The sequence below is a fragment of the Paenibacillus elgii NBRC 100335 genome (genome assembly GCF_004000865.1).
Lineage (GTDB): Bacteria > Bacillota > Bacilli > Paenibacillales > NBRC-103111 > Paenibacillus_G > Paenibacillus_G elgii.
Window position 1 is genome coordinate 40,814 of sequence record NZ_BIMB01000050.1, and the last position, 13,104, is coordinate 53,917.

The 13,104-nt window shown below is 52.4% G+C and carries 15 protein-coding genes; 14 read left to right on the forward strand and 1 reads right to left on the reverse strand.

Annotated elements, in window-relative coordinates:
• The first annotated feature begins 16 nt into the window (after window positions 1-16).
• From PEL01S_RS27235 to PEL01S_RS27260, 6 genes are all read left to right on the forward strand, one after another.
• Entirely contained in the window at window positions 17-613 is a 597-nt protein-coding gene (locus PEL01S_RS27235) for a TetR/AcrR family transcriptional regulator (RefSeq protein ID WP_127462487.1), read from the forward strand.
• 34 nt (window positions 614-647) lie between these two features.
• Window positions 648-1,364 (forward strand): response regulator transcription factor, encoded by a 717-nt coding sequence (locus PEL01S_RS27240; protein ID WP_108530656.1) that lies wholly within the window; start codon window positions 648-650, stop codon window positions 1,362-1,364.
• The gene (locus tag PEL01S_RS27245; RefSeq protein ID WP_127462488.1) at window positions 1,354-2,385 is read left to right on the forward strand and encodes a sensor histidine kinase; all 1,032 of its coding nucleotides are present in this window, start codon (window positions 1,354-1,356) and stop codon (window positions 2,383-2,385) included. Before PEL01S_RS27240 ends, PEL01S_RS27245 begins: the two co-directional genes overlap by 11 nt.
• Before the next feature lie 87 nt (window positions 2,386-2,472).
• Window positions 2,473-3,393 carry an ABC transporter ATP-binding protein gene (locus PEL01S_RS27250; protein ID WP_127462489.1) on the forward strand — a complete coding sequence of 307 codons (921 nt, stop codon included), beginning with the start codon at window positions 2,473-2,475 and terminating at the stop codon, window positions 3,391-3,393.
• Window positions 3,386-4,120 (forward strand): ABC transporter permease, encoded by a 735-nt coding sequence (locus tag PEL01S_RS27255; RefSeq protein WP_127462490.1) that lies wholly within the window; start codon window positions 3,386-3,388, stop codon window positions 4,118-4,120. Before PEL01S_RS27250 ends, PEL01S_RS27255 begins: the two co-directional genes overlap by 8 nt.
• Before the next feature lie 38 nt (window positions 4,121-4,158).
• Window positions 4,159-4,986: an undecaprenyl-diphosphate phosphatase gene (locus tag PEL01S_RS27260; protein ID WP_029191421.1), complete on the forward strand. Its 828-nt coding sequence runs from the start codon at window positions 4,159-4,161 to the stop codon at window positions 4,984-4,986.
• 270 nt (window positions 4,987-5,256) lie between these two features.
• On the opposite strand, the gene PEL01S_RS27265 is transcribed toward PEL01S_RS27260, so the two are convergent.
• The gene (locus tag PEL01S_RS27265; RefSeq protein WP_127462491.1) at window positions 5,257-5,499 is read right to left on the reverse strand and encodes a hypothetical protein; all 243 of its coding nucleotides are present in this window, start codon (window positions 5,497-5,499) and stop codon (window positions 5,257-5,259) included.
• Between the two features lie 148 nt (window positions 5,500-5,647).
• Between PEL01S_RS27265 and PEL01S_RS27270 the strand changes: the two genes are divergently transcribed.
• From PEL01S_RS27270 to PEL01S_RS27300, 8 genes are all read left to right on the forward strand, one after another.
• A complete protein-coding gene (locus PEL01S_RS27270) occupies window positions 5,648-6,382 on the forward strand; it encodes a response regulator transcription factor (protein ID WP_127462492.1) in 735 nt (244 codons plus the stop codon).
• Entirely contained in the window at window positions 6,379-7,482 is a 1,104-nt protein-coding gene (locus PEL01S_RS27275; protein WP_127462493.1) for a sensor histidine kinase, read from the forward strand. Before PEL01S_RS27270 ends, PEL01S_RS27275 begins: the two co-directional genes overlap by 4 nt.
• Before the next feature lie 109 nt (window positions 7,483-7,591).
• Window positions 7,592-8,368 carry an ABC transporter ATP-binding protein gene (locus tag PEL01S_RS27280; protein ID WP_127462494.1) on the forward strand — a complete coding sequence of 259 codons (777 nt, stop codon included), beginning with the start codon at window positions 7,592-7,594 and terminating at the stop codon, window positions 8,366-8,368.
• Window positions 8,343-9,692: an FtsX-like permease family protein gene (locus PEL01S_RS27285; RefSeq protein WP_127462495.1), complete on the forward strand. Its 1,350-nt coding sequence runs from the start codon at window positions 8,343-8,345 to the stop codon at window positions 9,690-9,692. Before PEL01S_RS27280 ends, PEL01S_RS27285 begins: the two co-directional genes overlap by 26 nt.
• A gap of 87 nt (window positions 9,693-9,779) precedes the next feature.
• A complete protein-coding gene (locus tag PEL01S_RS27290) occupies window positions 9,780-11,234 on the forward strand; it encodes a serine hydrolase domain-containing protein (protein WP_127462496.1) in 1,455 nt (484 codons plus the stop codon).
• Window positions 11,231-11,356, forward strand: coding sequence for a hypothetical protein (locus PEL01S_RS35415; RefSeq protein ID WP_010494255.1), 126 nt, complete (start codon window positions 11,231-11,233; stop codon window positions 11,354-11,356). The genes PEL01S_RS27290 and PEL01S_RS35415 overlap by 4 nt, the downstream gene beginning before the upstream one ends.
• Before the next feature lie 106 nt (window positions 11,357-11,462).
• The gene (lpdD, locus tag PEL01S_RS27295) at window positions 11,463-11,801 is read left to right on the forward strand and encodes a prenylated flavin chaperone LpdD (RefSeq protein WP_127462497.1); all 339 of its coding nucleotides are present in this window, start codon (window positions 11,463-11,465) and stop codon (window positions 11,799-11,801) included.
• A gap of 610 nt (window positions 11,802-12,411) precedes the next feature.
• A partial coding sequence (locus PEL01S_RS27300; RefSeq protein WP_127462498.1) for a bifunctional 3-deoxy-7-phosphoheptulonate synthase/chorismate mutase occupies window positions 12,412-13,104 on the forward strand: 693 nt, incomplete at its 3' end.

Genomic DNA, 13,104 nt, shown 5'->3' on the forward strand with positions numbered 1-13,104 from the left:
AAGGAATGAATAATCATTGGCGCCTTTAAACGATGAACAATTGCACCAAATTCGCGACGAGCGCAAGGAACAGATTATGGACGCTGCGCTTAAGGTGTTTTCCCGGCGGGGAATCGCCGGAACGAAAATGAGCATGATTGCGGCCGAGGCCGGCATCAGTCACGGCTTGCTGTACCACTATTTCAAATCGAAAGACGAGCTTTTCACGACGCTTGTCCAAATGGCGATGCTGGGAGCGCAGGACGCGATGAAGAGCATCTACGAACTTCAGGGCTCGCCGCTCGACAAAATAAAATATTTAACGAAAGAAATTCTCGACGAAAGCGGCAGGCCTTACTTCAAGCTGATTCATCAAGCGCGCACGTCGGAAGGCGTCCCGGAGAAGGTGAAAGAGCTGATTGCCCAGTATTCGTTGAAAAGCTTTGTCGACGAGCTGCTTCCTGTCTTCAGGGAAGGCCAACAAACGGGCGAAATTGCGGCGGGCGATCCTGGGGAGCTGATTGCCGCTTATTTATCGGTGCTTTCCAGTCTTATGATGCTGAATGCCCAAGACGAAGAAACTTACCGGCTTCCAAGCAGCGACATTTTAATGCGGATGGTAACCGGCCCTTAATCTAGGGAATGCCAGAAAAAAAGCAGGTGGAACGATGCAGCACGATATTCGAATTCTTATTGCCGATGACGATCGGGAAATTCGCGACCTGGTGAAAACGTATTTGGAAAGAGAAACGTATCGGATTGATGCGGCGGCAGACGGGGAAGAAGCTCTCCGTCTGTTCGAAGCGCACCGCTATAACCTGATCCTGCTCGATTTGATGATGCCCAAGGTCGACGGTATCGAGGTATGCCGAAGACTGCGGATGAAGACGAATGTCCCGATTCTTATGCTCACGGCCAAGGATCAGGAAATCGATAAAGTATTGGGGCTGAGCATCGGGGCGGACGACTATATTACGAAGCCGTTTAGCATCCATGAGCTGGTGGCCCGGATTAAAGCCCACTTGCGGCGTTTCCTGGTCTTGGGCAGCGAAAGCGGCTCGCCGCAGGAGACCGTGCTGAGCTTCAAGAACATGACGATTCATTTGCAAAAGTATACGGTCACGAGAGCCGGGAAAGAGATCACGCTGACGGGCAAAGAGTTCGAGCTGCTGAAATTTATGGCTTCGCACCCCGAGCAGGTGTTTACGAAGACGCAGCTGTTCCGGCAAGTATGGGACAGCGATTATTTGGAAGACGACAACACCGTGATGGTCCATATCCGCAAGCTCCGGATGAAAATCGAGGAGGACCCGTCCGATCCGAAATGGATTCAGACCGTATGGGGAATCGGGTACAAATTTGCAGGTGACAAAGATGAAGCATGACAAAGGCGCCTTTCTCCTTATTGTGCAGTTCATCGTCTTGTCCGCGCTTGTCATCCTGGATTGGAATTATCAGCCCCAAGGCATCGTCCACGGGGCTTTATTCGCTGCGCTCTTTGCCTTGACGGTCGTCCATCTGTTCGTTCGGTACCGGTTCACGGCGAGGTTGAAGGATATGACGGCTGCGCTGAGGCGCGCCACGCAAGGGAATACGAATACCCGGCTGCTTGCCAATGACGACCGTCATTTTGACGAGGTGATTTTTTCGATCAACGAATTGATCGAGCAGTTGGCCAAGGTTCATGTTCGTACGATCCGCTCCGAGGCGGCGAGAAAAAGTCTGCTGTCCAACATCTCCCACGATATCCGGACTCCGCTCACGTCGATCATCGGCTATGCGGATGCGTTGAAGGATGACATCGCGGCTTCGAGCGAAGAGAAAGAGCGATATCTGGACATTTTGTCCGGGAAGGCTGTCGCCTTAAAAGAGCTGATTGACGAAATCTTCGAGCTGGCCAAGCTAGATGCGGACGAAATGCCGTTGAAGCCGGAAACGCTGGATTTTGCGGAAATTGTCCGGGAAGCGGTGATCGGATTTTTGCCCGAGCTGAAAAAGTATGGCATCGAGTTGAAGGCCAGCATTCCGGAGGAAGCCTGCTCCGTCGTGGCCGATCGGGTAAGCGTGCTGCGGATCGTCAGCAATCTGATCAAAAATGCCGTCGAGCATGGAAAAGACGGTAAAGTGCTGGGCATCGAGCTGGCGGAAGCAGCGGACAAGTACCGGCTCCTGGTGTGGGACCGGGGGAGCGGGATTTCGCCGGAAGATTTGCCCCGTGTGTTCGAACGAATGTACCGCACGGATCGGGCAAGGAATCCTTCTGCTCAAGGAAGCGGGCTGGGTCTGGCTATCGCGAAGGCGCTCGCCGAGAAGCATTCGGGCACTCTCTGGGCCGAAAGCGAGCCCGGCGTGAAAACGACCTTCGGCTTCGTTATCCCGAAGCTGGGCGCTGTGAGCCGGGATTAAGAAACAATTAAGAACTGGTTAAGAGGCATTTAAAATCGCCTGCTTATCATGAAATTAACATCTGATGAAAGCAGGAGGGACCACGATTTGAGTGCAGTTATCAAAACGACGCAGTTAACGAAGGTGTACGGGACGCAGAAAGCGGTGGACAACCTTGACATGAATGTGCGTCAAGGTCAGATTTACGGTTTTCTAGGCCAGAACGGCGCAGGCAAAACGACGACCATCCGCATGCTGCTCGGTTTAATCAAGCCGACGCACGGAGAGATTGAGATTTTCGGTGAAAGTTTGTTCAAGCATCAGAAAGAGATTTTAAAAAGAATCGGGTCGATTGTCGAGTTCTCCGGATTTTACGAAAATTTGACGGCCCGCGAGAATCTGTTGATCAACGCCAAGCTGATGGGCGTGCATAAGAAAAACGCCATGGACGAAGCTTTGGAAATCGTCGGTCTGCATCAGGAAACGAAAAAGCTCGTCGGCAGCTATTCCTTGGGAATGAAGCAGCGGCTTGGAATCGCCAGAGCCATCCTCCATCATCCCGAGCTGTTAATTTTGGATGAGCCTACCAATGGCCTGGACCCAGTGGGAATTAAAGAAATCCGCAGACTGATCAAATCTCTCGCCGAGGAGCGGAAAATAACGATTCTCGTTTCCAGCCATATTTTGTCCGAAGTCGAACAGTTGGCCGACCAGATCGGAGTCGTTCATCAAGGGAAGCTGCTGGAGGAGATTTCCTTCGAGGAGCTTCGCAAACGGAACCGCAAATATCTTGAGTTTCAAGTGTCCGACGACAATAAAGCGGCAATGCTGCTGGAGAAGCATTTCGGCATCACGGATTATGAGGTTCACGACGAACGGGTGATCCGGGTATACAGCCATATCGGCGAGCAGGGCAAGCTCAACCGAGTGCTGGTAGAGCATGGGATAGAAGTCACAAAAATCACAATGAGTGTAGACAGATTGGAAGATTACTTTATACAATTGATAGGGGGCGGGACGATTGGTTAACTTGCTCTATACGGAACTGATCAAACTGAAGCGGGCCAAGATGTTTATGGTTAGCCTGCTCGGAGCCGTATCGGCCCCTATCATGATGTTTCTCGCCTTGCTGAATATGAAAAGCAAGAAGCCCGAGACTCCGATTGAATTCGAAGTCGCTTTTATGAACACGAATATGTACGTCATTCTGCTCGTAGGGACGCTTCTCTACGGGGTCATTACGGCGTATCTGTTTCATCGGGAATATGCGGAGGATACCTTGAAAAACCTGTTGACCATCCCGGTATCCCGTGTCAATCTAATCGTAAGCAAGCTGATTTTGCTCTTTCTATGGATTATGGTTCTAACGCTCACCATTTGGTCGTTGACACTGATCCTTGGGCTGATCGGGCAGTTTGAAGGCTTGACTATGGCTTTACTGCTTCAATCCTTGAAGCAATTCGTGGTCGGGGGTGCGCTTTTGTTTCTTCTGTGCACGCCGACGATGCTGATCACCTTTTTGTTCAAAAATTACGTTCCCACCATCATCTTTACGGCGATGATCACGATGGCTAACGTGGTGCTTTCCGAATCGGAATACAAGGCTTTATTTCCATGGTCGGCCTCGTACGTCATCGCGAACGGAGACTTCGTTTCCCAGTATCCGCCGGCTTTTTCTTACGCCGTTATACTGGCAGCTTCGCTCATCGGGCTTGCGGCAACGATTATCTACTTCAAAAAGGTAGATATTCATTGATATAGATATGCAGACAAGAAAATAGGAGTGTGGAGCTGTTGAATTTGTGGGAATTGTTTGTTGGATTCATTCTTGGACTCGTGGAGGGCCTTACCGAGTTCGCGCCGGTTTCTTCGACCGGCCACATGATTATCGTTGACGATTTCTTGTTCCATTCCAAAGAGATGTTTCCTCCGAACGTAGCGAATACGTTCAAGGTCGTGGTCCAGTTGGGTTCGATTCTGGCCGTTGTCGTCCTGATGTGGGACAGGTTCATGAATTTGCTCGGACTTAAAAAATTGCCGGGGCAAACGCCTTCCGGCCCGCGCTTGAATCTGCTGCAGGTTTTCGTCGGTCTAGTTCCCGCCGGCATTCTCGGGGTACTGTTCAATAAAAAAATCGATGAGTATTTGTTCTCTACCGAGACAGTTATCGTCGGTCTGGTGCTCGGAGCCGTTCTCATGCTCGCGGCCGATTGGTTCCGGCCCCGCCGCCCGAAGACGGAGACCGCCGACCAGATTACATACGTGCAGGCGTTTTTTGTGGGATTGTTTCAATGTTTGGCGCTGTGGCCGGGCTTTTCCCGCTCCGGATCGACCATTTCCGGCGGAGTTTTGCTTGGGATGAGCCATCGCGCGGCTGCGGATTTTACCTTCATTATGGCGGTGCCGATTATGGCCGGGGCCAGCTTCCTGTCACTTTTGAAGAGCTGGGACTCGATCACGGCAGCGACCATTCCGTTTTTCGTCGTCGGATTTATTAGCGCCTTCATCTTCGCGCTTCTGTCGATCCGCTTCTTCCTGAAGCTGATCAACCGCATTAAGCTCGCGCCGTTTGCAATTTACCGTTTGGTGCTCGCGGCTGTTATTTATTTTGTATTTTTGTAAGCGAGACTGAGCTTGCGAAAAAACTGGATTATAGAGGTGTACGAGGGGGTGGGGTATCCACTTCCGACCGCTCTTGTCCTCGGGAAATTTGATTGAAGCCGCTTAGTAGCGGATATTTCCCGAAGACAAAGGCGGCCGCTATCGCTTCTCCAGTGGATACCCCACCTCCGTATGTATCTCTATTTTTTGCTTAAGACCACTTTCTCAAAATCTAGCCTACACCCGTTACAAATGGGGTTAGGCTTTTTTTGTGTAAAAAAGTAAACCATACTACGAACAGCAGATTACGGCTTTTTCCAGATGGGATTCCAGGACAAAGACGTTTCCCGATGTATCAAGCTGATAAGATATACGGTTTTGTTCTAAGCGGTTCGTAAGAGCTGTCGTTAGGTCTGGATTCAGGTTGGTCGCATACGCGAAAACTACGTAAGTATCGGGGCGATCGGGCATGAATAGCCAGGATACAAAAATGCCAAAACCTATAGCTAAGCTAATGGCCATTACTTTTTTCATGTGCCTAACCCCCTTTTAGAAATGGAAATAGCATTTTAGTGGATTATATACAATTATATTACAGTAGTCTGCCTTGAAATTAAAATTGCCTGACTGCGGCGATCCTGCTATCTTGGTAGTGTCTGTTGAAAATCTGGGAGGAATCGCTATGTATCGCATTTACATCATAGAAGACGACGACAAAATAGGGGCCGTCCTGAAAAAAAATATGGAGAAATACGGCTTCGAAGCGGCATGCGCGACGCAATTCCGCGAGCTGATGCCGGAGCTGGAAGCCTACGCGCCGCATCTGGTGCTGCTGGATATTAACCTGCCGTATTTTGATGGCTATTACTGGTGCAGACAAATTCGCACGCGTTCCAGCGTGCCGATCATCTTCATCTCCGCGCGGGCCGGGGAGATGGATCAGGTGATGGCCATTGAGAACGGCGGCGATGACTATATTACGAAACCGATCCCATTGGATCTTCTCATGGCGAAGATCAAGGGGGTGCTCCGAAGAGTCTACGGGGAATATGCTGCTGCCGGACATGACGGTACGGCTGCAGGAGCTCCGGAAGCGGAGCTGAATGCGCATGGCTTGCGGCTGCACCTCGGACGAAGCGAGCTGGTATGGCAGATGCGGAAAGCGATGCTGACGAAGAACGAGCGGCTGCTGGCGGAATGCTTCATGCGGCAGCCGGGGCGGATCGTCTCCCGGGAGCAGCTTCTGGAGGCGCTTTGGGACGATGTGCAGTTTGTCGATGACAATACGCTGACGGTTAATGTGACCAGGCTTCGGAAGAAGCTGGAGGAGCTAGGACTGCCGAAGGCCATCGAAACGGTGCGCGGCCAAGGCTATATGTTCCTCTTACGCTACGAACAGGAGGGAGCGGACGCATGAGAGGGTCGTCGGCCGCTATATTTTTGCGCGATCGGCTCGTTTATGCGCTTGTATGCCTGCTTCTGATCGGACTCGGTGCCGGTCTGATGCTGTTGGAGCGGGCACGCAATCCGGCGGGGATTGGGACGGGCACAATCTTTTATTTTGTCATCCTCGGATTATTTGTTGCCGGCGTGTGGCTGGCCGTTGATTATATTCGCCAAAGAGCGTATTACAAGCAGTTGAAGCATGCCGTGGAGAGGTCCGGCGAGCTGCAGGCCGCTACCATCGTCCAGTCCGCAGTTACGGATGAGCAGCGGCTTATCATGCGTTTGCTGCAGGAGCAGTACAGCGCTTATTTGAACGAGCTTGGGCAATACCGCCGCCTGCAGGAGCAGCACAATCATTTTGTGCTGCAATGGGTGCATCATATGAAAACCCCCGTATCCGTTATCGATTTGTTGGTGCAGGATACCCTAACCCAGCTGCCTGTTACGGAAGAGGAACAGAAGCAGCTTGCGCTCAGCCTGCAGGAGGAAGCCGAACGCATGACGAGGGGGCTCGATCTGATGCTGAATACGGCTCGTCTCGATAAGTTTCAAATGGATCTCCATTTTCGGCAAACGGCGCTTCACGAGCTGGTGCGTACCGTCATGAATGCGCATAAGCGGCTCTGTATCCGGCACTCGATCTTTCCGCAGATCGAAGGCGAAGCATGGGCGGAAACGGACGGAAAATGGATGACGGTCGTCCTGAATCAGTTTGTCAGCAATGCGATCAAATACAGCAAGGGCAAGCCCGGAGCCAAGAAGCTTATTTTCCGATTGGAGCCGGATGCGGACGGGGGCAGCAGGCTGAGCGTGACCGACGAGGGGATCGGAATAGCGCCCCACGACCTGCCGCGAATCTTCGATCCGTTCTTCACCGGAGAGAACGGTCGGGAGGCCGGAGAGTCGACCGGCATGGGGCTGTATTTGGCAAAGCAGGTGTGCAGCGGGCTGGGACACCGGTTGTCTGCGGAGTCGAAGCTGGGTAAGGGAACGACGTTTACCGTTTTCTTTCAGCCGCGGAGCATCCATGCGTTAGGTGACAAGGGCGAACGAGACATGCGCTCCAGGTGACAAATTTGTAAGGTACATTGTCATGCAAATCGATGGGACCGGCGTCTCTTCCGAGCTATACTAGCGCTATAGACATCGAAGACAGCAATGAAGGAGGAACCGGGCAACGATGAATGTACTAAGAGCGCAGGGACTCGGCAAAACATACAGCTCCCCCGGAAATATCGTATACAAAGCGTTGGAGGATATTGATTTGACGATCGAGGCGGGCGAGTTTGTCGGCGTCATGGGGCCGTCGGGAAGCGGGAAGACGACGCTGCTTAATCTGCTGGCCACGATTGACCGCCCGACGTCGGGACGCATTGAGATCGACGGGGCTGACCCGGCAGCGCTGAGCGACAAAAAGCTGGCGTTATTCCGACGGCGCGCGCTTGGCTTCGTGTTTCAGGATTTTAACCTGCTCGATACGTTGTCGATCAAGGAAAATATAATTTTGCCCCTCGTTCTGGAAGGGATGGCTCCGAACCTGATCGAGCAGCGGCTGGAGCCGCTTGTCGAGAGACTGCAAATCGCCGGGCTGCTCGGCAAGCGTCCGTATGAGGTGTCCGGCGGGCAGAAGCAGCGCGCGGCGATTGCGCGGGCGCTTATTCACAAGCCATCTCTGCTGCTGGCCGACGAGTTGACCGGCAACCTCGATTCGAAGGCGGCCAAGGATGTCATGGATGCGCTTCAGGAGATGAACGAGCACTTCCAGGCGACTGTGCTGATGGTTACGCACGATCCTTTTTCGGCCAGCTACTGCCGGCGCATCGTGTTTATTAAAGACGGCAAGCTGTTCTCGGAATTGCGGCGAGGCACGAGCCGGCAAGTGTTTTTCCAACAAATCTTGGACGCGCTCAGCGTGCTGGGAGGGAATTTCGATGACGTTTCGCTCGCTCGCGCTTAGCAACATCCGCGGCAACTGGCGGTCATACGGTGCGTTTTTTATGAGCAGCGTGTTTTCCGTGATGATCTTCTACATCTATGCCGCGTTTCTCGCTCATCCCGAGGTGGCGAGCGGCCTGCTCGTGGCTGCGGCAAAAGTCCGACAGGGCATGGTGTTCTGCGAATATGTCATTGTCATTTTCTCGTTTCTGTTCGTGCTGTACTCCAATTCCGCGTTTCTGAAGACGCGCCAGCAGGAGTTCGGCCTGTTCTCACTGTTCGGGATGACCCGCGCGCAGCTCCGCAAGCTTGTTTTGTACGAAAACGCGGCGGTTGCGGCGCTGTCCATCGGAGCGGGGATCGGACTTGGCATCCTGTTCAGCAAGCTGTTCTTTATGGGGCTTGGCGTGCTGCTCGGGATGAGCGATACGATCCCGTTTGCCGTCCCGCAGCAGGCGGTGTGGGTTACCGCGGGGGGCTTCTTCCTGCTGTTCACGCTGATTTCGCTGTGGACGACACTGAGAATGAGCCGCACGGAAATCGCTGATCGGCTTAAAGCTTCGCGCAAGCCGAAAGGGCAGCTCGTCTATTCGCGCTGGCTTGCGCTGCTTGCGGTGGTCTGTCTGGGGGCGGGCTACAGCCTGGCGCTGACGTTGAACGAGGCTTATTTCGATCTGAAGGTGCTGCTGATTTTGCTTACTGTGGTCCTCGGAACGTATCTTTTGTTTACACAGTTCAGCTTTCTGTTTCTGCGGCTGATTCGGAAGCGCGCCGACATCTACTACAACAGAACGAATATGCTCGTCTATGCCCAGCTCGGCTACAAAATGAAAGACAACGCCCGCGTGTTGTTCATCGTATCGATTTTGAGCGCGGTTATTTTAACGGCTTCCAGCGCGGTGTATATGCTTGCGGTTGCGGGGCAATACCAGGACCTGAAGACGCAATACGATAATGTTCGAGAAGTGATCGCCCTGACGATATTTATCGGTCTCTTCATCAGCCTGCTGTTCTTTATCGCGTCCGGCAGCATGATGTATTTCAAGCTGTTTACGGAGCTGCAGGAGGACCGGGCGCAATTCAAGGCTTTGACCCGAATCGGTATCACCTTGGACGAAATTCGCGCAATCGTCGTTCCGCAGGTCGGCGTCATGTTCTTCGCGCCCTGTTTGATCGGCATTGCCCACGCGCTCGTTGCGATGAAAGCACTGGATAACCTGCTTCATTTATCGAATTGGCTTTATTCGTTCGTCGTCATCGGCGTATATATGGTCATGCAGACGGTTTACTTTGTCGTCGCGTGCAGAGGGTATATGAAAAGCGTGCTGCGCGGCGCAGCCTCGTAAGCGGAACGAAGACAAAATGAAGGACTGAACGAAGGAGATTAGACAATGAAATTTTTTTACGTAAAATTTTGACATATATTTCTTATAATGATAATTATTGTTGGTTTTATCGTGTCCCCGCTGTCGGCCCGAGCCGAAGAGAAAACGTTTCAGATCGATCCTGCGAAAATCGATGCCTACGTCGAAGCGGCTATGGACAGGCTTCATATTCCGGGCGCGGCCTTGGGGATTGTCAAGGGCGACCGGACCGTCTACCTGAAGGGCTACGGCGTCTCGGGCCCGGACCAAGCGCCCGTCACGCCGCAGACGCCTTTTGTCCTCGGCTCCACCAGCAAGTCGTTTACCGCCCTGGCGGTCATGCAGCTGGCGGAGGCCGGGAAGATTGAGCTGGATGCGCCGGTGAAGCGGTATTTGCCCTATTTTCGAACCACCGATCAGGCAGCTTCATCCAAAATAACCGTACGCCACTTATTGAATCAAACCAGCGGATTTTCCATCTATGCCGGCCGTAAAGGAATGGTAGAAGGGGACAAGCCGATCGAACAGCATATCCGGGACCTGAAAGATACGCCGCTGACTAAGCCCGCAGGCTCCGGGTATGAATATTCGAACATAAACTACAATATTCTTGGCGGAATCGTCCAAGCGGTCTCCGGGAAACCGTATACCCAATATGTGAGCGACCATATTTTCAAGCCGTTGGCGATGAATCATAGCTACGCCGCCCCGGAGCAAGCCCGCAACGACGGTTTGGCAACCGGATATCAGCCTGTGTTCGGCTATATGCTCCCGACCAAGCAATTGAATCACGAGGCGACCGTTGCGTCAGGCTACTTGATCTCCAGCGCCGAAGATATGTCCAATTACTTAATCGCTCAGCTGAACGGGGGCCGATTCCAAGCCCGGACCGTCTTGTCCGAGCAAGGCGTCCGGCAAATGCACGAACCAGGAGCATCGATTGCAGACGGCTTATTTTACGGGATGGGGTGGAGCGTCAACAAAAACGTCATTTTTCATAATGGCATTACGGAGAATACGTATTCGTTTATGGCAATGGATGGGGATTACGGCATCGTCCTGCTGATCAACGCCTACGATTTTCTCTCATCTTACGATGGCATCGTCTCGGGATTGAACGGAATTGTTCATGGTCAGGAACGCTCGGCAGCGGAATTGCCCGATTATACGAAATCCTACGTGATCTTGGATCTGATCATGGCAGTCGTTCTCGCTCTGATCCTCAGGGCTGTCTACAGCCTCTGGACCTGGAGAACGAAATTTAAAGCGACGCCGCTGCGCATAACCGCGCATGCCGTGTCTATCGTGTTTCTGAATGTGCTGCTTCCTTTGGCCGTATTGATTTATTTCCCTAAGCTGGACCCGGCTCCATGGTCGGTCGTCACGCTGTTTTTTCCCGGCGCGGGACATGCGCTCTTGCTCATCCCGATCGTGTTATTGGGAATGGGAGCGATCAAAACCGTTCTGCTCCTCCGCAGCAGCTTAGGGAGAAAAAGACCTGCCGCGAGGAGGGTGGCCGGATGATGAAGATGTTGGAGAATCTGGCCGCCGCCGCGATGACTACGGCTATTGTCAGCTTGCTGCTCCACGCTCCGTTTGTGAACGGCCAACCGTTAATTGACATGATCCGGGCTTTGTTTTCATAGACTGCCCTGTTCCTGGCGGATAGCATGGTTCCGTCCTTCGTGATTCGGCTCATAGCTTTCATAGGCGAAAGGGAGTAAGGTAAACGTATCCGAGGGGGGCAGGCTAGTGGAAAATAACGGTAACGACTACGGAATTCGCATCGATTCGTATCGGGCGGGGGACGATTATGTATTTCTGATCACCGGGGGGGAAGCGCATGTGGGTGCGGTCGCCTGCGCTTTCCTGCACGAAGGGGAGGTCCGGACGGAGACGATATCCGTGCCCGGGCATCGGGAAGGGGAACTGGTCAAGGAGTTGGCCGAAAGCGTAGCATCGAAGCTGGGCCATCGTGCCGTCGTAATTATGGGAATCCATATCGATCACGCGACGAAGCAGGATATTGCACAAATTATTACTCTCGTCCATGAGAAGATGAGGGCCGCTCTCGAAGGTGAGGAACGATGAGCACACTGATCCGGCTTCTTAATAAAAATTTAAAAGAACGGACCGGGCCGTTTTTGAAAGCCTATTTTTGTTTAGTGTCGTTTAACAATACAACGAATATTTAGTTATAAAATCGGCATTTTCCTATAATTTTAGAGGGATTTTCGGGAAAACCCGTGGAATTAGCGAAAACTACGCGATGTACAACCCCAATGTACTTTTTCGCTATAAAGCAAAAGTGCTTTAAATCATGTACTTGTATTTCATGCTTGTTTCGTTATAAAATGCATCTTAATTAAATCAACTGAATGTTCTGACAAGCAATGAAGGAGAGAGTAAGCGAAGAACGCTTCTTACCAGGGACGGCGTGCCGGCGACTGAGAGCACCCGACGAAGCACTGCGCTGAAGTTCACTCCTGAGCTGGTGCCTGAAGGGCGGCCTGAATCAACAAGGCTTCTTGTAGGGTTACCCGTGGGTCCTGCGTTAAAGGATGGAAAGTGAGAAGAGCACTCCGGTTCGTTTGGCGAAGGGAGCGCACTTCTAATAAGGGTGGTACCACGGCTCCTCGTCCCTTGCGACGGGGGGCCTTTTTTATGTTCCAACAAAAACAATTCAAGGAGCGGATGAGAAATGAACCAACCAAGTTTAGAGCCTTTACGCCAAAAATTGGACGAAACGAACCGCCAGCTTCTGGAGCTGTTGTCGGAACGCGCCCAGATCGCCCAGGAAATCGGGAACATCAAGGAGAAGCAGGGGATTCCGAAATTCGACCCTGTACGGGAGAAGGAAATGCTGACGGAGCTGGTGGCCAGCAACAAAGGGCCTTTTACCGATGAAACGATCCGGCACCTGTTCAAGCAAATTTTCCAGGCTTCGCTGAATCTTCAGGTAACCGATCATAAGAAGCAGCTTCTGGTCAGCCGGAAGAAGCAAAAGGAAGATACTGTCGTTACGTTGGGAGACGATGTGAAGGTCGGCGGAGGAAGTCCCGTTCTGATTGCAGGACCTTGCTCCGTAGAAAGCTACGATCAGACGCGGACGGTAGCCGCGGCGCTGAAGCAGGCGGGCATTACCGTGCTGCGCGGAGGAGCGTTTAAGCCGAGAACTTCCCCTTACGATTTTCAGGGGCTGGGCATTGAGGGGCTTAAAATATTGAAGGAAGTCGGCGACGAATTTGGTCTAAAAACAATCAGCGAAATCGTTGATCCCGCTCATGTGGAGCTGGCATGCGAGTATATCGACGTCATTCAGATCGGCGCGCGCAATATGCAAAACTTCGAGCTGCTGAAAGCGGCGGGCGACGTGCGCAAGCCGATTCTGCTC

What these genes read in the sequence shown, in the direction of transcription:
- PEL01S_RS27285 (WP_127462495.1), top strand. Translation starts at nt 8,343, where the DNA reads ATGACGTTTCGCTCGCTCGCGCTTAGCAACATCCGCGGCAACTGGCGG.
- PEL01S_RS27240 (WP_108530656.1), top strand. Translation starts at nt 648, where the DNA reads ATGCAGCACGATATTCGAATTCTTATTGCCGATGACGATCGGGAAATT.
- PEL01S_RS27290 (WP_127462496.1), top strand. Translation starts at nt 9,780, where the DNA reads ATGATAATTATTGTTGGTTTTATCGTGTCCCCGCTGTCGGCCCGAGCC.
- PEL01S_RS27245 (WP_127462488.1), top strand. Translation starts at nt 1,354, where the DNA reads ATGAAGCATGACAAAGGCGCCTTTCTCCTTATTGTGCAGTTCATCGTC.
- PEL01S_RS27275 (WP_127462493.1), top strand. Translation starts at nt 6,379, where the DNA reads ATGAGAGGGTCGTCGGCCGCTATATTTTTGCGCGATCGGCTCGTTTAT.
- PEL01S_RS27280 (WP_127462494.1), top strand. Translation starts at nt 7,592, where the DNA reads ATGAATGTACTAAGAGCGCAGGGACTCGGCAAAACATACAGCTCCCCC.
- PEL01S_RS27270 (WP_127462492.1), top strand. Translation starts at nt 5,648, where the DNA reads ATGTATCGCATTTACATCATAGAAGACGACGACAAAATAGGGGCCGTC.
- PEL01S_RS35415 (WP_010494255.1), top strand. Translation starts at nt 11,231, where the DNA reads ATGATGAAGATGTTGGAGAATCTGGCCGCCGCCGCGATGACTACGGCT.
- PEL01S_RS27265 (WP_127462491.1), bottom strand. Translation starts at nt 5,499, where the DNA reads ATGAAAAAAGTAATGGCCATTAGCTTAGCTATAGGTTTTGGCATTTTT.